The organism is Streptococcus sp. SR4 (assembly GCF_000517725.1).
In the GTDB taxonomy this organism is placed as follows: domain Bacteria; phylum Bacillota; class Bacilli; order Lactobacillales; family Streptococcaceae; genus Streptococcus; species Streptococcus salivarius_F.
In genome coordinates, this window is sequence record NZ_AZYW01000068.1 from 195,204 (window position 1) to 215,335 (window position 20,132).

At 41.6% G+C, this 20,132-nt stretch carries 23 protein-coding genes and 1 tRNA gene; 3 read left to right on the forward strand and 21 right to left on the reverse strand.

Annotation, left to right across the window (positions count from 1 at the left end):
* Positions 1 to 56: 56 nt before the first annotated feature.
* Entirely contained in the window at positions 57 to 1,238 is a 1,182-nt protein-coding gene (locus HMPREF1519_RS08675) for an NAD(P)/FAD-dependent oxidoreductase (RefSeq protein WP_022495744.1), read from the forward strand.
* 71 nt (positions 1,239 to 1,309) lie between these two features.
* Here HMPREF1519_RS08675 and HMPREF1519_RS08680 read toward each other — a convergent pair.
* The 5 genes from HMPREF1519_RS08680 to HMPREF1519_RS08700 form a co-directional block, all read right to left on the reverse strand.
* Positions 1,310 to 1,396, reverse strand: a tRNA-Ser gene (locus HMPREF1519_RS08680).
* 57 nt (positions 1,397 to 1,453) lie between these two features.
* Positions 1,454 to 2,095 carry a tRNA (guanosine(46)-N7)-methyltransferase TrmB gene (gene trmB / locus HMPREF1519_RS08685; RefSeq protein ID WP_022496185.1) on the reverse strand — a complete coding sequence of 214 codons (642 nt, stop codon included), beginning with the start codon at positions 2,093 to 2,095 and terminating at the stop codon, positions 1,454 to 1,456.
* A 9-nt stretch (positions 2,096 to 2,104) separates the two neighbouring features.
* Positions 2,105 to 2,896: a cell cycle regulator CcrZ gene (gene ccrZ, locus HMPREF1519_RS08690; RefSeq protein ID WP_002884270.1), complete on the reverse strand. Its 792-nt coding sequence runs from the start codon at positions 2,894 to 2,896 to the stop codon at positions 2,105 to 2,107.
* Positions 2,897 to 2,953: 57 nt separating this feature from the next.
* Positions 2,954 to 3,991 carry an ABC transporter permease gene (locus HMPREF1519_RS08695; RefSeq protein ID WP_037611891.1) on the reverse strand — a complete coding sequence of 346 codons (1,038 nt, stop codon included), beginning with the start codon at positions 3,989 to 3,991 and terminating at the stop codon, positions 2,954 to 2,956.
* Complete coding sequence (locus HMPREF1519_RS08700; protein WP_037611893.1) at positions 3,988 to 4,719, reverse strand: ABC transporter ATP-binding protein; 732 nt, start codon at positions 4,717 to 4,719, stop codon at positions 3,988 to 3,990. Before HMPREF1519_RS08700 ends, HMPREF1519_RS08695 begins: the two co-directional genes overlap by 4 nt.
* 64 nt (positions 4,720 to 4,783) lie before the next feature.
* On the opposite strand from HMPREF1519_RS08700, the gene HMPREF1519_RS08705 reads away from it, so the two are divergent.
* Positions 4,784 to 5,203: an HIT family protein gene (locus HMPREF1519_RS08705; RefSeq protein ID WP_004183267.1), complete on the forward strand. Its 420-nt coding sequence runs from the start codon at positions 4,784 to 4,786 to the stop codon at positions 5,201 to 5,203.
* Positions 5,200 to 5,499 (forward strand): hypothetical protein, encoded by a 300-nt coding sequence (locus HMPREF1519_RS08710; RefSeq protein WP_037611895.1) that lies wholly within the window; start codon positions 5,200 to 5,202, stop codon positions 5,497 to 5,499. Before HMPREF1519_RS08705 ends, HMPREF1519_RS08710 begins: the two co-directional genes overlap by 4 nt.
* A gap of 371 nt (positions 5,500 to 5,870) precedes the next feature.
* On the opposite strand, the gene HMPREF1519_RS08715 is transcribed toward HMPREF1519_RS08710, so the two are convergent.
* The 16 genes from HMPREF1519_RS08715 to gatC all read right to left on the reverse strand — a co-directional run bounded on the left by HMPREF1519_RS08715 (position 5,871) and on the right by gatC (position 20,110).
* A complete protein-coding gene (locus HMPREF1519_RS08715; protein ID WP_037611896.1) occupies positions 5,871 to 7,976 on the reverse strand; it encodes an AAA family ATPase in 2,106 nt (701 codons plus the stop codon).
* 715 nt (positions 7,977 to 8,691) lie between these two features.
* Complete coding sequence (locus HMPREF1519_RS08720) at positions 8,692 to 8,946, reverse strand: Txe/YoeB family addiction module toxin (RefSeq protein ID WP_014634942.1); 255 nt, start codon at positions 8,944 to 8,946, stop codon at positions 8,692 to 8,694.
* A gap of 3 nt (positions 8,947 to 8,949) precedes the next feature.
* Complete coding sequence (locus HMPREF1519_RS08725) at positions 8,950 to 9,204, reverse strand: type II toxin-antitoxin system Phd/YefM family antitoxin (RefSeq protein WP_013991075.1); 255 nt, start codon at positions 9,202 to 9,204, stop codon at positions 8,950 to 8,952.
* Positions 9,205 to 9,345: 141 nt separating this feature from the next.
* Positions 9,346 to 10,437: a nucleotidyltransferase gene (locus tag HMPREF1519_RS08730; RefSeq protein ID WP_037611898.1), complete on the reverse strand. Its 1,092-nt coding sequence runs from the start codon at positions 10,435 to 10,437 to the stop codon at positions 9,346 to 9,348.
* Positions 10,438 to 10,443: 6 nt separating this feature from the next.
* A complete protein-coding gene (locus HMPREF1519_RS08735) occupies positions 10,444 to 11,184 on the reverse strand; it encodes a class I SAM-dependent DNA methyltransferase (protein WP_022496427.1) in 741 nt (246 codons plus the stop codon).
* 204 nt (positions 11,185 to 11,388) lie between these two features.
* Positions 11,389 to 11,742: a ribosome silencing factor gene (gene rsfS / locus HMPREF1519_RS08740; RefSeq protein WP_014632696.1), complete on the reverse strand. Its 354-nt coding sequence runs from the start codon at positions 11,740 to 11,742 to the stop codon at positions 11,389 to 11,391.
* Positions 11,743 to 11,764: 22 nt separating this feature from the next.
* Positions 11,765 to 12,355 carry a bis(5'-nucleosyl)-tetraphosphatase (symmetrical) YqeK gene (gene yqeK, locus HMPREF1519_RS08745; protein ID WP_037611900.1) on the reverse strand — a complete coding sequence of 197 codons (591 nt, stop codon included), beginning with the start codon at positions 12,353 to 12,355 and terminating at the stop codon, positions 11,765 to 11,767.
* Positions 12,352 to 12,984 carry a nicotinate-nucleotide adenylyltransferase gene (locus tag HMPREF1519_RS08750; protein ID WP_002884372.1) on the reverse strand — a complete coding sequence of 211 codons (633 nt, stop codon included), beginning with the start codon at positions 12,982 to 12,984 and terminating at the stop codon, positions 12,352 to 12,354. The genes yqeK and HMPREF1519_RS08750 overlap by 4 nt, the downstream gene beginning before the upstream one ends.
* A gap of 107 nt (positions 12,985 to 13,091) precedes the next feature.
* A complete protein-coding gene (gene yhbY, locus HMPREF1519_RS08755) occupies positions 13,092 to 13,409 on the reverse strand; it encodes a ribosome assembly RNA-binding protein YhbY (protein ID WP_037611902.1) in 318 nt (105 codons plus the stop codon).
* A 234-nt stretch (positions 13,410 to 13,643) separates the two neighbouring features.
* Positions 13,644 to 14,762, reverse strand: a complete 1,119-nt coding sequence (yqeH, locus tag HMPREF1519_RS08760) for a ribosome biogenesis GTPase YqeH (protein WP_037611903.1) — start codon at positions 14,760 to 14,762, stop codon at positions 13,644 to 13,646.
* Positions 14,762 to 15,289, reverse strand: coding sequence for a YqeG family HAD IIIA-type phosphatase (locus HMPREF1519_RS08765; protein WP_003094053.1), 528 nt, complete (start codon positions 15,287 to 15,289; stop codon positions 14,762 to 14,764). Before HMPREF1519_RS08765 ends, yqeH begins: the two co-directional genes overlap by 1 nt.
* Before the next feature lie 136 nt (positions 15,290 to 15,425).
* Entirely contained in the window at positions 15,426 to 16,343 is a 918-nt protein-coding gene (locus HMPREF1519_RS08770; protein ID WP_037611905.1) for a DMT family transporter, read from the reverse strand.
* 76 nt (positions 16,344 to 16,419) lie between these two features.
* Positions 16,420 to 16,803: a hypothetical protein gene (locus tag HMPREF1519_RS08775; RefSeq protein ID WP_037611907.1), complete on the reverse strand. Its 384-nt coding sequence runs from the start codon at positions 16,801 to 16,803 to the stop codon at positions 16,420 to 16,422.
* 96 nt (positions 16,804 to 16,899) lie between these two features.
* Entirely contained in the window at positions 16,900 to 18,342 is a 1,443-nt protein-coding gene (gene gatB / locus HMPREF1519_RS08780; RefSeq protein ID WP_037611909.1) for an Asp-tRNA(Asn)/Glu-tRNA(Gln) amidotransferase subunit GatB, read from the reverse strand.
* Positions 18,342 to 19,808, reverse strand: a complete 1,467-nt coding sequence (gene gatA / locus HMPREF1519_RS08785) for an Asp-tRNA(Asn)/Glu-tRNA(Gln) amidotransferase subunit GatA (protein ID WP_037611910.1) — start codon at positions 19,806 to 19,808, stop codon at positions 18,342 to 18,344. Before gatA ends, gatB begins: the two co-directional genes overlap by 1 nt.
* Positions 19,808 to 20,110 (reverse strand): Asp-tRNA(Asn)/Glu-tRNA(Gln) amidotransferase subunit GatC, encoded by a 303-nt coding sequence (gene gatC, locus HMPREF1519_RS08790; RefSeq protein ID WP_037611912.1) that lies wholly within the window; start codon positions 20,108 to 20,110, stop codon positions 19,808 to 19,810. The genes gatA and gatC overlap by 1 nt, the downstream gene beginning before the upstream one ends.
* Between the last annotated feature and the right edge of the window lie 22 nt (positions 20,111 to 20,132).

Below are 20,132 nucleotides of genomic sequence, written 5' to 3' on the forward strand. Positions count from 1 at the left end.
AAAAACTGACCATTTACCAACTATTCTCCCTTTTTAAATTATGCTAAAATAAAGGCATGAAACATTTTGATACTATCGTTATTGGTGGGGGGCCTGCTGGCATGATGGCGACCATTGCCTCAGCCTTCTATGGCCAACAAACTCTCCTAATTGAAAAAAATAAACGTCTCGGAAAGAAGCTGGCTGGTACTGGTGGTGGACGTTGTAATGTTACTAACAACGGGACTTTAGACGATCTTCTAGCAGGCATTCCTGGTAATGGACGTTTCCTCTATAGCGTCTTTTCACAATTTGATAACCACGATATCATTGCTTTTTTCGAGGACAATGGTGTCAAACTCAAGGTTGAGGATCACGGACGTGTTTTCCCTAAGACAGATAAATCACGGACCATCATCCAAGCTCTGGAAAATAAAATTCAAGAACTAGGTGCTAGTATCCTTACCAATACAGAAGTTGTCTCCGTCAAAAAGGTTGATGAGCAATTCCAAGTTAAGTCTTCAGACCAGACTTTTACCAGTGATAAACTCATCATTACAACTGGAGGAAAATCTTACCCATCGACTGGTTCAACTGGTTTTGGACATGATATTGCCCGCCATTTTAAACTCCATGTCACTAATCTTGAAGCTGCGGAAAGTCCACTCCTAACGGACTTTCCCCACAAGGCTTTACAGGGAATTTCTCTTGACGATGTCACTCTGTCCTATGGCAAACACAAGATTACCCACGACCTTCTTTTCACCCATTTTGGCCTATCTGGACCAGCTGCCCTACGTCTTTCCAGCTTTGTCAAGGGTGGTGAGATTGCTCATCTTGACTTTCTTCCCAACCAAAGCCAAGAGAATCTCAAGACTTACTTTGAGGAAAACCGTGAGAAATCTGTCAAAAACACCCTCAAAGCTCTTGTGCCTGAGCGAGTCGCTGAATTCCTAGCAGAAGACAAGGCTGATAACAAGGTTAAACAACTGCACCCCAAAGACTTGGAAAACATTATCAGTCAGCTTAAGGATATGGAAATCCCAATCACAGGTAAAATGTCACTTGCCAAATCCTTTGTGACTAAAGGTGGCGTTGACCTTAAGGAAATTAATCCCAAGACCCTAGAAAGTAAAAAAGTCCCTCACCTACACTTTGCAGGAGAGGTCCTAGACATCAATGCCCATACCGGCGGTTTTAATATCACTAGCGCCCTCTGTACTGGTTGGGTTGCAGGCATTCAAAGTCCTTGGGATTAAGGAGATTTTTCGATTAACGACAACAAAAAGGTCCCTTCTGTCATAGAAGGGACCTTTTGTCTATTACTCAAAGGAGAGGAGGGGATTCGAACCCCCGAGCCCCGTTAAGGACTACACGCTTTCCAAGCGTGCGCACTCGGCCTCTATGCGACCTCTCCACAACAAACGATTAGCCATAATAGGCTAACCGTTATTTTTAATCAAGTTTTCAAGAATTAATCTTTAAACTGGGCCTCTACTCGGTAGATGACCTGACCTTTTTCTGAGAACTTACGCTCGTATTCAGTCATAACGTTTCCTTCATAATCACTGGCATGAAGGTCCAACCAAACTTTGTTGAGAACCATTCCATACTGTGAAAAGCTCGCCAAACTGTATTCGAAAAGTCCACGGTTGTCTGTCTTAAAGTGAATCTCTCCATTTTTAGGCAAAATTTGCTTATAAGTATCTAGGAAAGTCTTGTAAGTCAAACGACGTTTCTCGTGGCGACTCTTAGGCCATGGATCTGAGAAATTCAGATACATCATATCCACTTCGCCATCTTCAAAATAATTGGTCAAGGCTGAACCATCCACGCGCAAGAGTTTGACATTTTCAGCACCCGAAGCCAAAACCTTATCCAAGGCATAGCTCAATACAGACAGCTGAATATCAATACCAATGTAGTTGATGTCAGGGTTTTGTTGGGCCATACCAGTAATGAAGGCCCCTTTACCAGATCCTACCTCGATATGGATAGGATTGTCATTACCAAAAAGCTCATGCCACTTACCTTTAGCAGCCTCCGGCTCAAGGATAACGTACTGAGGATGGTTAGCTAGGTGTTCCTCTGCACCTTTACGTTTTCTAACTCGCATGTCTACTTTCTAATATCTGTGCAAGGTCTCTCTGAATTTACGAAGTTCATAAATTTCTCGGTTGGCATGTTCCATATCACGACTATCAAAGAATTTTGAAATCTGTGTCAAATATGAAAACTGCCCATACCAATAAATCTTGTCCATCACAAGGTCGTTGTTCTTATAGCCATAGTATGACAACCACTGTGGCCAATGTGCCAATGGAATGTAATGGCTGAGGATCTGCGCCACATCATACATACGATCTGTTAGACGTACAGAATCCCAATCAACCAAATAAATCAATCCTGAGGTTGTGATGACAAAGTTACTATGACGAGCATCTCCGTGAACAATTGTTGCAATTTCCGCACGAAACTCTGGAAGATGACGTTTCAAATCTCTAACAACGTCTTGAAGGAAGCCATTTTCACGCAATTGGTAAGCGGCATTTTCCTCCCACTCGTGTAGAAGATCGAAAGGATTTTCAATATGATAATCCAACTGCAAGAGTTGATTAACCAAGTGTTTAGAGCGGTGCAAATTACCAAGAATTTGGATAATCTGTTTACTGTTCATGTCATGTTTGGTCAAAATACGACCATCAAGCCACTCCTGTGCACTCATCATGTCACCATTTCCCAGACGCTTAGCCCACAAGAGCTGTGGTGCAATCTGTTCCTTGGCAAGAGCTGCCAAGATTGGTGTTGTATTCATCTTCACAAAGACGCGATCTCCGTTTGGGTAAGTTCCCATATAGGCCTTACCACTATTTCCTTTGAGAGGAGTCAGGCTCAAATCTTTATCTGTTGATGTCACCTAGGCATCTCCTTTTTCTTTAGTCATTCGTTTCTATTTTAACTTATTTAATAGGTGTTAGTCAATCATCTTCTTAAGCTTGGCTGGTAGGTAAACAAGGCTCAGAACTAGCATCATTCCAACCAAAATCAGGCTAAACTTAAGGTCGAAGAGACAAATAGCCTGTACCAGAGTCATCCCAAGTACAATCTGGCTAATCAAGCGCTTAAGATTGCTTACCTGCATGTCTTTTCCAACTGGCATAAGGTTAGCCATTCTCTGATAAGCAAAGTGCGATTTAAGTGCCGTGAGCTGAAAGAGCAAGAGGTAATCAAAAACAACCACAAGCACCATAGCCAACCATTTTTCAGGAACCAAAAAGATAACTAAAAGTGTTAGGGCAAACAGGCGTAAACTAAGGGCAAAGTAATCTCCAGAACGCAAGAAGGCTCTTAGGTAAAGATTGTACCAGGTATGTTCCTTGTCTTTCTTTGTACGTTTGAGAATAGCATCCAAATAAGAACGGCGTTTAACACTCGACGTAATCCCTTTAACATTGGTAAAGAGTGAAAAGAACTTCAGAATCGATTGTTGACGCTTATTTTCAGCTGCAATAGCCTCAGTCCAATTCAGTCCAGACTGTCTATAAAAAGGTTGGGCCTTTTTCTGGAAAATAAAATACTTAAGAATAGCCATAGCCACAGCTACAAGGATAACTCCCCAAACTGGAAGACCCAAGGCCAAAAAAAGTGGGACAACCAAGATAAAAATCAAGGTCTGGATAAAGGCCCAAAATCTAAAAGCACGCCCTGTTGCCTTCTTAACATGGTCTAACACCTCTTCTTCCTTCACCAAAAGGTAATGCTTATCAGCAGGCTCTAAATAAGTCGCAATATTCCCCCAGAAAGGCAATAGAAGACAAAGCACAAGCAAACCAAGAATGATTGCCCACGGATTCTTTGGAAAATGTCGAAGCAACTGGCTATACTGAACCAAGACAAAACCTAGAAGAAAGAGAAGAACCAAGATAAAGTGATCATTAAAGACGTAGCGACTATACTTAGCACAGCGGGCATTGAATCGCTTGCTACGCTCCATAAATAGCTTAGCTATCATGACAATTCTCCCTTAGTTAACTGCATGTAGATATCGTTAAGACTAGCACTATCGTCACCAAAAGTCTGACGGAGCTCCTCGAGAGTTCCCTGGGCCAAGACCTGTCCATGGTGCAAAATCACAAAGCGGTCGCACATCTTCTCAGCTGAATCCAAAACGTGTGTAGACATGAGAATTGCCTTACCCTTAGCTTTTTCCTCAGCCAAAAGCTCAATTAAGTCTGAGATTGCCAAGGGGTCCAAGCCCAAGAAGGGTTCATCAACAATGAAAAGACTTGGGTTCACAATAAAAGCACAGATAATCATGACCTTCTGCTTCATCCCCTTTGAAAACTGAGTCGGGAACCAGTCTAACTTTTCATCTAAGCGAAAGAGTTTGAGGTACTTGTCCGCACGTGCCATCCCCTCAGTCACATCAAGACCATAGGCCATCAACACCGTTTCCAAATGTTCACGAAGCGTCAACTCTTCATAGAGACTTGGCGTTTCAGGAATATAGCCAATCTTCTGACGATAACTAGCTGGATCTTGTTGAATAGTTAACCCATCAATGGCAATCTGTCCCCCATAAGGTGTTAAGAGACCAATAATTTCGTTAATTGTTGTTGATTTCCCAGCACCATTAAGACCAATGAGACCAACCAATTCACCATCAGCCACCTCAAAAGTCACATCTTTTAGGACGGGAATATTAGCGTAACCACCCGTCACCTTTTCTAATTTAAGCATTATCTTTTCTCTCTTTGGTATGATATAATCTATTATAACAAAAACTCATGGAAAGGTCGTTATTATGGATAATTGTATTTTCTGTAAAATTATATCTGGGGAAATCCCATCATCAAAAGTCTACGAGGACGACAAGGTCTTAGCCTTCCTCGACATTTCACAAGCTACAAAAGGACATACCTTGGTCATCCCTAAAGAACACGTTCGCAACATTTTAGAAATGTCTGCTGAGACTGCTGAGACTGTCTTTAGCCGTGTTCCAAAAATTGCTCGTGCCGTCCAAAAAGCAACAAAAGCTATCGGCATGAATATCCTTAATAACAACGAAGAAGTTGCTGGACAAACCGTCTTCCACGCTCATATTCATCTCGTTCCTCGTTACGGTGCAGACGATGGTATCCACATGGGATTTGACGAACACGAACCAGACTTCGCTGCCCTGGCCGACCTTGCTGACAGCATCGCTAAAGAGGTAACAGAATGAAAATCGGACGCTTTCTAGCTCTTGGAACTCTTGCCTACGGTGCCTACTACGCCTATAAACGACGTGAAGACATCAAAGAGGAAATCCTGGACCTCAACCAATCACGAGAAAATATCTCTCACGATCTGGACAATATCAAACGCAACCTTGACATCATCAAGGAACAAAACCTTGTTCTCGCTGACATCAAACAAGACCTCAACTATAAAACACGCGTCTTCAAAAAAGACCTCGAACCCCGACTCAACATCATCCAAGAACGCTTGCAAAAATATCAAAGTGAGGATAAAGAATAAAGGTAAGTAGCCTGTGCTACTTACCTTTTTGTGTTAATGAAAAATCGACAACTACTTGTATTCTGTAAAAATCAATTTAGCGTCGTCAGTTTTAACTACCACTTTCAACATTTTTAATGTCAAAAATGAGCCATAAGATTTTCACACTACCCAAAGCAAGACTTTCCGCTGTGCTAAAAGTGAGAGAAGCCATATTGCTTCTCTCACTCGGAAGATTTGAGACTCAGACTCAACTCTTAGGAATGGAATTCCGTTAGGAAGTCGCTTCCGTCCCTAGCACCCAAGGAAAGTCTAAAAAATTTATAAAAAAGAAAAAGCAGAGACGTCTAACATCTCTGCTTCATAAATAGGATTAGGAGGTTTTATGCTATTTATTTAACATCTTTTTCTTTGATAACCAAGACACCATCTTCCATATCAGCTTCTAGGTGTTTAGCATCAAGGTTATCCAAGTGGAAGTCTGTGACTTTGTCACGGATTTGTTGTTCAACCACACGACGGAGTGGACGAACACCCATGACTTCATCGTAGCCTTCTTCAGTCATGTATTCTTTAGCAGCTTCGCTAACTGCCAAGTCAATGTCTTTCTTAGAAAGAGTCTTGTTAACTTCAACCAACATAAGGTCTACAATCTTAGAAAGATCTTCTTTGCTCAAGTGTGAGAATTCGATGACAGCATTGAAACGGTTAAGGAATTCTGGACGGAAGTAAGGTTTCAAACGATCCATAAGTTCTGGTTTATCAGCATCTTCTGTCAAGTTAGCTTCATAGCCAAATCCTGCGTTTGAAGTTGCGATAATCACAGTATTCTTGAAGTTTACAGTGTTACCTTGACCATCAGTCAAACGACCATCATCCAAAACTTGGAGAAGAAGTGTGATAACTTGAGGGTCAGCCTTTTCAATTTCGTCGAGAAGGACGATTGAGTATGGGTTACGGCGAACACGTTCTGTCAAAGTATTGCTATTGTCATCATAACCAACATAACCAGCTGTTGTACCAATCAATTTAGAAACGGCTGTGCGGTCGCTGTATTCTGACATGTCCAAACGAATGATAGCATCTTTAGTTCCGAACATATCAAGAGCCAATTGTTTAGCCAACTCAGTTTTACCAACACCAGTAGGTCCTACAAAGAGGAAACTACCAATTGGACGGTTACCTTCGTCAAATCCTGCACGGTTACGACGGATGGCACGTGCCACTGCTTCAACGGCTTTATCTTGACCGATAACCTTAGTTTGCAAACGGTGACCCATATCTTTCAAACGTTCGATATCAGTTGCACCCATTTGTGACACTGGAATACCAGTCATACGTTCTACAGATTCAGCCACATCGTTGACAGTTGCTGTGACTTTAAGGTCTGCTGTGTGGTTAGCAATTTTCTTTTCAAGTTCTTCAATGCGAACTTTAGCATTTAGAGCTGCTTCGTAATCTTCTTTAGCAGCTGCAGCTTCTTGTTTAGCTTTTTCTTCTTCGATTTCATGTTCAACAGCATTCACATCAGTCACTGGATGTTGAGCAGCCAAGTGAGCAGCTGTTACATCGACAAGGTCGATAGCCTTATCTGGCAAGCTACGTTGTGGAATGTATTGGACAGAGAAATCTACTGCTGCTTTCAAAACATCATCTGGCAAGATAACATTGTGGTGTTTTTCATAAAGATCACGAATACCTTGGAGAATCTTGAAGGTATCTTCAGCAGAAGGAGCATTAACCTTAACTTCATTGAAACGACGAGCAAGAGCTGCGTTCTTCAAGATAGTGTTACGGTATTCATCTTGAGTTGTTGCACCAATCACTGTCAATTCACCACGTGAAAGAGCAGGTTTCAAGATATCAGCAAGACCTTTAGAGCCTTGGCCATCGCCAGTGCTTCCGGCACCAAGAATTTGGTGGATTTCATCGAAGAAGAGGATAATATTTCCAGCTTCTTTGACTTCATTTACCAAGTTTTGAATGTTTTCTTCAAAGCTACCACGGTATTGAGTACCAGCTTCAAGTCCAGAAATATCAATTGAGATGATTTCTTTGTTCTTGATAGCAGCTGGGACATCACCATTTACGATGGCTTGTGCCAAACCTTCAACTACGGCTGTTTTACCAACACCGGCGTCCCCGACAAGGACTGGGTTATTCTTGGTACGACGAGCCAAGATTTCGCAAGCTTCTTGGATTTCTTTGTTACGTCCGATAACTGGATCCAATTTACCTTCGCGAGCTTCTTCAGTCAAGTTACGACCAAGTTTAGCAAGAATACCGTCTTGTTTAGGTCCTTTACCTTGATGTTGAGTTGGGTTCACTGCTTCACCTTCATTACCAGGCAATTGACCTGTTTGACGGTAGATAGCAAATTCTTCAGGTGTCACTTCACGACCGTTAATCATGTAGCGACGGTTTTCTGAACGGTAACCACCCATGTTACCCATCAATTGATTGAAAAGATCATCCATATTGTTAAAGTTGTTGTTCATATAATTACCTCGTTTTGTGTTTTCTTGTGAAATTTTTTAAGTGTTATTTTTTATGTTAATGTGTAAGTTTTGACTTTTACTGACCAAAACCCTAAAAATTTTTAGTAGCTTCAACTACTCTTCTAATAATTTCAGGTTTTGCTCTTGGTAGGAGACTGAGAACTTTCTCAGTCTTAAATAAATTGTCATTTAGCATAAGAGCCACCTTCTTTCTGTGAATCTCTCAATATAGCTAACTTCCAAGCCCCTTTCAAAAACATAAATAGTTTTTTCAGAAAGAAACTTGAATATTAAGGAATCCTTTCTCCTTACAGTTTTATCATATACCTTTCATTTGATCAGGTCAAGAACTTGGTTTTGACTTTTACTGACCTTTCAGATGAAAATTTTTGCAGACTAGCTGCAATCCTTTTTTATTGGTATATGGGCTATTTACATAACCTTCATAAGGATTTCATTTCCTTATGTTTATATTGTACAACATTGGTCAGTAATAGTCAATAGTTTTTTTGACCTTTGTTATCATTTTTTTGTAGCCAAGCTATAATTACCTTTTTACAATAATCTAGCCAATGCTACAAAACTTATAAGGAAGATAAATCCTTATGTAACTATCATACACTATTAGTCAGTAAAGGTCAATAGTTTTGTTTGATCTTTTTTGACCTTTTTGAGAATATTTCCCGAAAAGTAAAAAAGCCTACCAAGGGTAGACCTAATAATGATCTTTAAAAGATAGAAAAGCGACGCTCTTACCATCAATCATATAAATCAAACGATTTTCAGCATCAATTCGTCGAGACCAAGCTCCTTGAAAGTCATACTTTAAGGGTTCTGGCTTACCAATACCTGAAAAAGGATCCCGCTGAATATCTTTAATCAGCTTATTGATTCGCTTAAGTGTCTTCCTATCCTGATTTTGCCAATAACAATAATCTGTCCATGCATCTTCAGTAAAAGTGAGTAACATTTTCTACTCCTTTATTGCATGTTCTTGAGTCTCTCCAGCACGTACCTGAGCCATTCCTCTTAAAACCTTGTCTGATAGTTCTTTATTTTGAACAATACGCAATGTTTCTTGAATGCTATCCCATTCACTCTTTGAGACCACTACAATATCTTCATCAGGATTTTTATTGACTACAGCTAGAGGTTCAAACTCATCATTAACCTTCTTCATATAATCCTTTAAATGATTTCGAAACGTTGAATAGACGACTGCTTCCATTAGCATACCTCATTTTCCTCTTTTCTTTTATTATATACCAAAAGAATAAACTTGTCAGGAACTTGTACAAGTTTATCCTTTCTATTACATTTATTCGCAAAAGAAGTAAAAAAGCCTACCAGAGGTAGACCTTCTATAAAACTATTTTACTCTAATTGGTATGCGTCCGAAGTTTTGTTGAGAAAGGGCGGGGTTGCCTAATTGATAAACATTATCTGCTTGTTGTGTAAGCATATCCCAAGGCTCCCTTCCAATCCGAGCCACTATATCCACAGACTTTTTCACAGTTTTGAGATGAGACTGCCCTTTTTGAGAAAATCCAAGCACATGAATGGATTCAGGCAAAGGATTTTCCACAGTTCCAACCAGGATATAGGTCAAAATACGACGTACCCGTGCTTTTGTATAGCGTTTGGTCGCCACCTTATCCACTAGTTCCTCCACAGAAGAAACCTCACGAATAGCAGCTTTTAAACGACTGGCAAGCTCTTCATTCACCTGGAAAACACTGGTCAAATCAGGATTTGTAAGAATCTGATAAACCAACAATTGGAAATAATTATCCCAAGTGACCTGTGGAGAAGTTTGAAAAAGTTTGCTATTTGGCATGAACTTATCCACAAAATCACTATCTTGCTTGTGGAGACGTAGACTGGTCGCTGAGGCGAAAGATACTTCCTTGTCTGAGGAATGATAGCCAGCTCCTTGTCTCTGAATAGGAGTCAACTTAATACCCTTACCAGCACAAGCTTTGGCATAGGCTAAGCCTAGGATATGATTGGGGGTATTGCCAGTAAAGTCCACACCAGCAAACTTTTCCCACATTTTTTGAGTCTTCTGTGGATAAGACAAATCACTAGCCAAACTTTCCACAAAGTCTTCCATTTCCTCTGACTTTTCAGCATAGACATCTGCTATAGCCTGGTAGTCTAGGACTTCTTCCGTACCAAAAGTAAGGCTATCAATTCCCAGTCGGGACAAGATATCGACGGCTCCAGCAGCAAAATAATCAGCAGACTGAACTGCCGTAAAGAAAGGCAACTCAACCACGAGGTCAGCTCCATTTTCCAAAGCCATCTGAGCTCTAGTCCACTTATCCACAATAGCTGGCTCGCCTCGCTGAACAAAGTTCCCAGACATGGCAACAATCTTGATACCTTCAGCATGATCCAAGAGATACTTGTGGCCGTTATGAAAAGGATTGAACTCAGCAATAATACCTGTAACTGTCATAGGCTCTTATTTTTGGGCCACAAAGAACCAACGTGCACTAGTTTCGGTCGGTTCCTTGTCCTCGAAATCGGCGTAAAGTTTGAAGGATTTGAAGCCAGCCTGCTCCAACAAGATATCATAAGTCAAGACCTCATAGGTACGCTCCTCATGAACCTCATCATGGCGGCTAAAGCTACCATCTTCCTCTCGGACAAAGAAGGTCAATTCATGGACAATAGAATGCGGTGCCTCATCCTCATAAGTATCCCAGAGCATAGCAAAATCTTCTGCATTTTCATGGTAGGAATAACCAGGGAAAACCTCATCCGTCTGATAGGTTGAGTGCACATCAAAGATAAAGACACCATCTTCATTCAGGGCATTGTAAACCTCTTTGAAGACGTCTCCGACTTCTACTTCGTCCTGCATATAGCAGATTGAATCTGAGTAGCAGGTCACAAAGTCATACTTGCCCGCTTGCGATAAATCCAACATGTTGCCTTCAATAAAGTCAATTTTCTGTTTGGCAGAAGACGCTCGCTTCTCCGCAATCTTCAACATATCAGCACTCAAATCGAGTCCAGTTACATCGAAACCAGCTTGAGAAAAGCGTACAGACTGAATTCCAGTTCCACAAGCCAATTCAAGTAATTTCTTTTTATCCTTAGTCTTTGGCAAATGACGGAGGGAAAAATCCGTCCACAAATCGTAAAGACTATCATCCATAACAGCGTCGTATACCGCCGCGAAAGTTTCATAAGTAGCCATAAATCAAGATACAAAGAGCGTCAAAAGCACAGAGAAAATAGGAAACTTTCTGCCGTATCGCCGGATACAAGGAAAGTTTATCTTTTTCTCACTGCTTTTAGCTCGTGTTCAGTTAACAAACCAACTAAACACAAGGCTCTATCCTTCCTATTAAATCTTTAGTTTAAGCAACAAAACCCAGTTGTCGCCAACTGAGTTCAATTTTTATGCCAAATAAGCTGACACATCCACCATTGGTGCTTCGTGCCAGAGTTTTTCAAGGTTATAGTGAGCACGTTCATCTTCTGTAAAGATGTGAACAACGACGTCGTTAAGATCCAAAAGAATCCAACCACCTTTGTTGTCACCTTCCATGTGGCTAGCATCAAGGCCAGCTTCTTTCACTTTCTCACGGATGTTGTCAGCAATAGCTTCCAACTGACGGCTATTCATTGCACTCAAAATAACAAAGTAATCAGTTAGGCTTGTAAGGCCGTACAAATCAAGGGCAACAATGTCTTCAGCTCGCTTTTCATCAGCAGCTTTGACAACCAATTCAAGTAATTCTTCTTTAGTCAATGATATTCTCCAGTAATTGTTATTAATCTTTTAAGTAATGCACAAAAGCATTATAGGTTTCCAAGGTTTGCGGGAAAATCGGCAAGGCCTGATGAGCCAAGTGTTCCACGGTATGAACTGTCTCAAAAGCAACGGCCTTATCTAAGGATTGCTCTGCTACTTGTCTAGCTTCCTCTACCAAAGGGAAATTACGGTTATGCTCAATATAATCAGCCACATAGACTATCTTATCTAGGGTTGACATTTCATGGCTTCCGACGGTATGGATTTCAATACTGCGTAGAATTTCGGAATCAGTCAATCCCAAATCTTCTTGGATTTTATAAATCCCAACCATGCCATGCCAGACATTGTTTCCCCATTGTTTCAATTCAGGATCAAGCTTATATTTATCAATAAGCCCCAAGAATTCCTGATCTGGGAGTTCCTTGGCATAATCATGAAGCAAACCAGCCAATCCGGCTTTCTCAGTATCATATCCGTACTTTTCAGCAAGAGCAATAGCAGCTCGCTCAACACCCAGGACATGATTAAAGCGTTTAGGGCTCATGACCGCTCGAATCTTTTCAAGAAGTTCTTCACGAGAATAGTCTAGATATTTTTCATAGGTCATTTATAGAGCCCCGCTTTCTTGATGTAGGCAAGTACAGACTGTGGCACCATAAAGTTAGGTGTGCGATCCTTCTTAATGTAAGCTCTGACTGCACTCGAACTAATATCCATAAGGGGCACATCCACCCAAATAACTGGGTAAGACGTTCCAGCCTTATACTTAGGACGCTGAACACCAACAAATTGTACCATCTCGATAAGTTCATCAATACGATGCCACTTAGGTAGGTATTCGACCATATCCGCTCCAATAATAAAGTAATAATCCGTATCAGGATTAGCCTCTGTCAAGAGCTTCATGGTGTCATAGGTATAGCTGATTCCCTTACGTTCCAACTCAATAGTTTCGATGTCCAACCCTTCAATACCGTTAATAGCCAACATAAGCATATTAAGGCGGTGTTTTTCATCAATGGTCTCTTTTTTGTCGACATGAGGTGGCTCATATTCAGGCATGAGAAGAACTTCATCAAGACCTAACTGCTGACGCACCTGGTCAGCAACAACCAAGTGGGCATTATGAACAGGATTGAAATTTCCACCTAATATTCCCACTTGCTTACGGCCTGTATCTTTGATTTCTTCCTCTAGTTGAACCTTTGTAAATGGGGTTACGAGATCTAGTGCCATGTACGCCTCCTCTTTCTCAAGCATTATACAACTGACTTAAGGCTAGCTTTAATGCTTCAAAAGTGTTCCTATACCTTAGTTTGTCCTTCACCAAGCAAAGTCAGCAACTATTTTGGGATTGCTTTGACCTTTGGTGACAACTTACGATTTTCTTTTTTAGCTGATTCTTTATAGAGAATCAAGATACGTCCAATCTTAAGGACTGTATCACAGCCAATTTCTTCTTCCAAAATTTCAGCAACTTCATGGATATCTTCCATAGTATTTTGGAGTAGGGTTACTTTGATCAATTCACGGGCATCAAGGGCGTTGCGAACGCTAGTTTTGATGTGGTCGTTAAGACCATTTTTCCCGATTTGTACAATAGGTTTAAGGGTGTGTGCTTCCGATTTGAGGAAGGCACGTTGTTTTGATGTTAATGACATGTTTATTCCTTTTAATTTTTTTGCTGTTTTTCTTAGGTGATACGGACGCTAGCAAACCTTCGGTTTCATAGCTAATTTTTGAACCTAGGGTCTCAAAAATTCCGAATCCAAGTCACATTTTATGTTACTTGGACTATCACTGCGAAAAACACATCGTTTGCTCATGACGTAAATCTAGGCAAACCTCATGTTCATTGAAAAGACTCTTTTATGCTTTTAACTACTTTATTAAGTTTAAATAATCGCTTTTCGTACGACGACGCCAACGCCTTCTGGTGCCCAGGCGGCAACGATGGTTGGTTGGTCAGCTTTTCCTTGGACACGAATCCAACCTAATCCCGAGAAGACAATGTCTGTCTTATCTTTGACAGTAAATTCGTGACGAACAAGTTTTGGAAAATCAGCCAGATTCTTTGGTCCAGGAGGCATGAGAAGACTTCCAACATGCTTATCATAGAAGGCATCTGCACCTTCAAGTTTGGTACGATGAAGCTTCAAGTTATTATCAAAGAAGGCTGTAAAACCTTGCTTATTCCCATCAATAAAGTCAAATCGTCCAAGACCGCCTAGAAATAGTGTTTGGCCTGCATTTAACTGGTAAGTTTTTGGCTTAATTTCCTTCTTAGGACTAACGTACTTGAGATCCTTCGCTGACAGATAGTGTGCCATCTGGTGGCGGTGGATGATTCCTGGTGTATCAAAAATGTAAGTACCATCATCCAAAGGAATTTCAATCTTATCAAGGGTTGTTCCAGGGAAACGAGAAGTCGTGATAATATCTTTATCACCTGTAATTTCCTTGATAATCGCATTAATTAAGGTTGATTTACCAACATTCGTCACACCGACAACATAAACATCACGACCCTTACGGAGTTTTTCAATACGTTGAATTAGCTCTTTAATGGCGTGATGATTTTGGGCAGACGTCAACATGACATCCACAGGACGCATACCTTCTTCATGGGCACGCTCTGTCAACCATTGGGTTACCTTACCATCTTTAACGGATTTAGGTAGGATATCCTTTTTATTTCCGACCAAGAGCACATCATTCCCAGAAACAAAGCGTGACAAGCCTGGAATGATTGACCCATTAAAATCGAAAATATCAACAACATTGACAACGAGGGCGTCACTGTCTCCAACTTCATGAAGCAATTTTAAAAACTCGTCATCTGTAATGTGGACATCCACAATTTCATTGTAATGACGAAGGCGGAAACAACGTTGACAGTACAACTCACCTGTTTCTTCAGCTTTTTTTATAGAGCTAGCGGGTGTGTAACCAGCCTTTTCTTTATCTTCTGTTTGAATTTGGGCTCCACACCCAATACAAAATAATTCTTCCATTAAATTCCTTTGTTGAAGGTCATTGGACCATATGCTTTTTCAATCTTTTTCCACATGCGACGTTCACGCCAACGGTTAAACTTGGTTACCCAAGCATCTGATTTCACCAAAGGCTTGACCAAAATCGATCGAATTCCGGCTCTGTGGCTAGCTCTGATGTCAGTCATTAGCTGGTCTCCCACCATAACGACCTCGTCTCGATTAAAGTGGTAACGTTCAATCGCTTCATTAATCCCTTTAGTAAAAGGTTTCATGGCACGACTCACGAAATCCACATGGAAATTGGCAACCGCACGTTCAACACGTTCATGTTTGTTGTTAGAGACCACAACCACCGGAATGTCAGCCTCTGTCATTTCATCTAACCAAGCACGTAGCTCAGGAGTCCCATCAGGGTTGTTCCAAGCAATCAAGGTATTATCCAAATCGACCAAGACAGCACGAATACCGTGTTCACGTAGCTGGTCAGGTTTCAAATCATAAACAGCCTCCACCATAAAATGGGGCCTGTAATCGTCTATACTCATTTTCTCTCCAAAATGTTAGTTTACCTCTTATTTTACCATATTTTTAAGGTTTATGTGTGGGACTTAAGTCCTATTTTTTAAGAACATCCTTTACAGAACAATAAAGAAAAGAGCCACAATCACTCAGGCTCCATTCTTATCTTTGAATTTTTTCTTGTTTTTTAAGGGCTACTAAATCCTTAAGTGAAATGAGGATGACAGCAAGAACAATTAAAATCATTCCAAGCACATCAATGGCAAAGAAGTGGTCACCCATGATTAAGACCGTTAAAATGACCGATGCCACTGGTTCTACCGATGCCAGAAGACTTCCTTTTACAGCGCCAACCATGGTTGTTCCCTTGAGGAAAACTGTATAAGCAAAAACTGTCCCGATGAAGACCAACCCAAAGAGTGCTAAAAGATTGCCACCAGTCAAGGGGAACTCATACTTCCAGGCTTGGATAGCAATTGGAAAGATCAGACCACCGAGTAACATTCCTAGACCGATGACAATCAGACTGCCCCACTTTTCAATAGCTTTAGCAGGCAGTAAGATATAGAGTGCATAGGTTACTGCCGAGAAGAGGCCCCAGAACAAGCCAATAGGTGTGATAGCCAACTCTGTCACCTGACCATGCGTGGCGATAATAAAGGTTCCCGCAATAGCCATGATAATCGCCACTAACTCTGAGACCGTTGGAAATCTGCGGTTCTTTGCACACACAAAAGCCAGAATAAGGACTGGCGTGACATACTGTAAGACTGTCGCAGTTCCAGCGTTGGTGTACTGAATAGCACTGAGATAGGCATACTGATTCAAGACCAGACCAAAGAGAGCAAATAAGGCGATACTTACTAAGGTTTTCCTATCTTTAATGGCTTGTACTAATTTGTCTCGCTGCCTAAAAAAGACCGAAGCCGTTAGTAAAGTACCAGCCAGAATCAAACGTAAACTCGTCAAAAGATTGACATTAACCCCATGAGCCATCAGGTATTGACCAGAAACTCCTGAAATTCCCCAGGCAATCCCAGCAGTTATGACCATCAGACTACCTTTTAATTGTTTAGACATGTGTTTTCCTCGATTATGATAATGCCTATTTATTATAACACAGGGAGTTGCCAGCCAAGCGATAACTTCAGAAAAATTAAACTGTTTTTCTTGAAGAATTTTCTAGCCACCAACCGACAATCCAGCCAAGAACTAAAAGATAATTCTCAAAAGCTCCAACAGCATTAACAGAGTGATGGTATTGAAGATAGCTAAGGAAATGATTGGTTCCAATACCTAGGCCTCCCAGAATCAAAGCAATCAGAACTGCTCTCAGATAAAACCAATCGTACTTTAGGTTAACGGCAAGGAGGATGACCAGAACCGCCACATTCCAAATACCAATCTCCCTCTGCCATCCAACTGAAATACCGTAACCCGAATGACTTCCCATATAGGTGGGAAAGAATAGCTGAAAAATAATGGCACCAGTCATGGCGATGATGACTAGGATAAATAAGACTCTTAAGAATTTGTTCATTGCTTTGCTCCTGAAATCTTCTATAAAAATATTCCCAACTAGTCTAACACAAATATTGCAAAGAAAAAACCAACCTTTCGGCTGGTTCTTTATCTATTAATCTTCTTTCAACTTAGCCAATTCTTGAGCAAGTAGCTTGAGGGCTACTTGTGGGTTGGCTTGGCCTTTGGTTGCTTTCATGAGGAAGCCTGTGAAGGCTTTGTCAGCGTTACGTTTACCTGACTTGAAGTCGGCTACGGCTGCTTCATTGTCTGCGAAGACTTGGTGGATGATTGGAATCAAGACTTCAGGGTCCGAAATCTGTACCAAACCAGCTTTTTCGACGTATTCACGCGCACCGCCACCGTTTTTCGCCAAGTGAACGAAGACTTTCTTGGCAATCTTAGATGAAATGGTTCCATCTTCGATGATGGCAATCATTTCGACCAAGTTTTCTGGTGTCAACTTGATTTCTTCAAGCGTTTTGCCTTCTGCGTTCAAGAATTGCGCGACTTCACCTTGGAGCCAGTTAGACACTTGTTTGGCATCGCCACCAAGGGCTACGGCTGCTTCAAAGAAGTCTGAAGTAACCTTCGTAGCTGTCAATTGGTTGGCATCATAGTCAGACAAACCAAGCTCTGCCACGTAGCGAGCACGACGGTCTTTTGGAAACTCTGGCAACTCAGTACGCATTTCCTCGATCCACTCATCTGAGATTTCAAACAATGGAAGGTCTGGTTCTGGGAAGTAACGGTAATCCGCTGCTCCTTCTTTGACACGCATAAGGATAGTACTCTTATTAGCTTCATCATAACGGCGTGTTTCTTGACGAATGACACCACCTGAACGCAAGATTTTCGCTTGGCGTTGCACTTCGTATTCAAGACCTTTACGGACGTTTGAGAAAGAGTTCAAGTTTTTCAACTCAGTCTTGGTACCAAATTCCTCTTGACCGTATGGGCGAAGGGAAATGTTAGCATCCACACGCATAGATCCTTCTTCCATCTTGACGTCTGAAATACCAGTGTACTGGATGACTTCTTTCAAAGCTGTCAAATAAGCGTAGGCTTCTTCAGGAGAACGCATATCTGCTTCAGATACGATTTCAATCAATGGAACCCCTTGACGGTTGAGGTCTACGTAAGAGAATCCATCTGTTCCATGGGTGTTCTTACCAGCATCTTCTTCCAAGTGGGCACGTTCAATCCCGATTTTCTTGGTTGAGCCATCTTCCAATTGCACTTCAATCCAACCGTTATATCCGATTGGCTCGTCAAATTGCGAAATTTGGTAAGCCTTTGGATTATCAGGATAGAAATAGTTCTTACGGTCAAAGTGCATGTGCTGATGGATATCCATATTCAGCGCCAAAGCAGCCTTGATACCAGCATCTACAACACCCTTGTTCAAGACAGGAAGCACCCCTGGGAAAGACCAGTCAATCACATTGGTATTGGCATTTTGCTCATTTCCAAAGTGAGCAGAGGTTGGTGAGAAAATTTTTGAGTTTGTATTCAATTCAACGTGGACTTCAAGTCCGATGACTGTTTCAAAGTTCATTAATTGTCACCTCCGAAAATAAGGGGTTGTTGCTTGTGGTAATCCGTTGTTGCTTCAAATGCTGCTGCAGCTTGGTAAATAGTTTCTTCAGAATACTTAGGACCGATCAACTGCAAACCAACTGGAAGACCTTGCGCAAAACCTGCAGGAATCGAAATCCCTGGAAGACCTGCCAAGTTGACTGGAATAGTCAAGAGGTCAGCCAAGTACATGGCAACCGGATCATGGTTGAGCGAATCCAAATCAAAGGCCACGCTTGGAGCTGTTGGACCAAGGATGAGGTCGTAATCTGCAAAGACTTTTTCGAAGTCTCGGATAATGAGGGTACGGACTTGACCAGCTTTCTTGTAGTAAGCATCGTAGTAACCAGATGACAAACTAAAGGTACCAAGCATGATCCGACGTTTAACCTCATCACCAAAGCCTTGACTACGAGTGTTCACGTAGATATCATCCAAGTTTTTAGCATCTTCCGCACGGAAACCATAGCGAATCCCATCGAAACGTTGCAAGTTTGAAGAAGCTTCAGATGAAGCGATGATGTAGTAAACGGCAACCCCGTATTTAGAGTGAGGCAAGCTGACTTCTTCGACAGTTGCTCCCAATTTTTCAAAGTGTTTAGCCGCATTGAGGATGGTTTCTTTGACTTCTGGGTCAATACCTTCACCGAGGTATTCCTTAGGAAGGGCAATCTTCATGCCTTTAATGTCTTGACCAATCTTAGAAGTAAAGTCTGCTACACGAACAGGTGCAGAAGTTGAATCCTTGGCATCTTCACTGGCAATGACATTAAGCAATTGGGCATTTTCCTTAACCGTTGGTGAGAAAGTACCGATTTGGTCAAGTGAGCTACCAAAGGCAATGAGACCAAAACGTGAAACTGTTCCATAAGTAGGTTTGAGACCAACAATCCCGTTAAATGCAGCTGGTTGGCGGATAGAACCACCTGTATCTGAACCAAGGGACAAACGGACTTGCCCTGAAGCTACAGAAGCTGCTGAACCACTAGAAGATCCACCAGGCACCTTGCTGTGGTCCCAAGCGTTTTTAGTCGCGCCATAGTAAGATGTTTCACCAGATCCACCCATGGCAAATTCATCCATGTTGGTCTTCCCGATGACAATCATATCTTTGGCTTTGGCATTGGCAACAGCTGTCGCATCAAAGATTGGCTCGTAGTTGTAGAGCATTTTTGAAGCCGCAGTTGTCAAGATGCCATCTGTTGAGATATTGTCTTTGACGGCGAGTGGAATCCCTGACAGAAGGTTATCTGCATCGATTCCTTTTTCATCAATGGCCTTAGCTTGCGCAAGGGCCGCTTCTTCGGCCACCGTTACAAAGGCATTGACGGCTTCTTCACGCGCCTTGATATCATCAAGCGTCGCTTGTGTCAATTCCGTTGCTGAAATTTCCTTAGAGACAAGGAGGTCGTGCAACTCTTCAATGGTTTTATTGTTGAATGACATTAGGCATCTCCTCCATCTTCTAGGATAGCTGGTACCTTGATGTAGTAGTTATCTTTTTCAGGTACATTTTTAAACAAGCGGTCACGGTCAGTCCCTTTTTCAGCAACATCCGGACGCAATACGGTCTTGCGGTCAGCCATGGTCGTTGTTGGGGCAACACTTGTTGTGTCCACTTCTTCCAACAATTCCACCATGTCGACAATTTTAGACAAGGTTGTCGCAAACTCAGCTGTCTCTTCTGGAGAGAATTTCAATTTTGAAAGATTGGCAACGTGGGTTACCTCTTCTTGCGTAATTTTCATCTTGCTTCCTTTCGTGAAATGA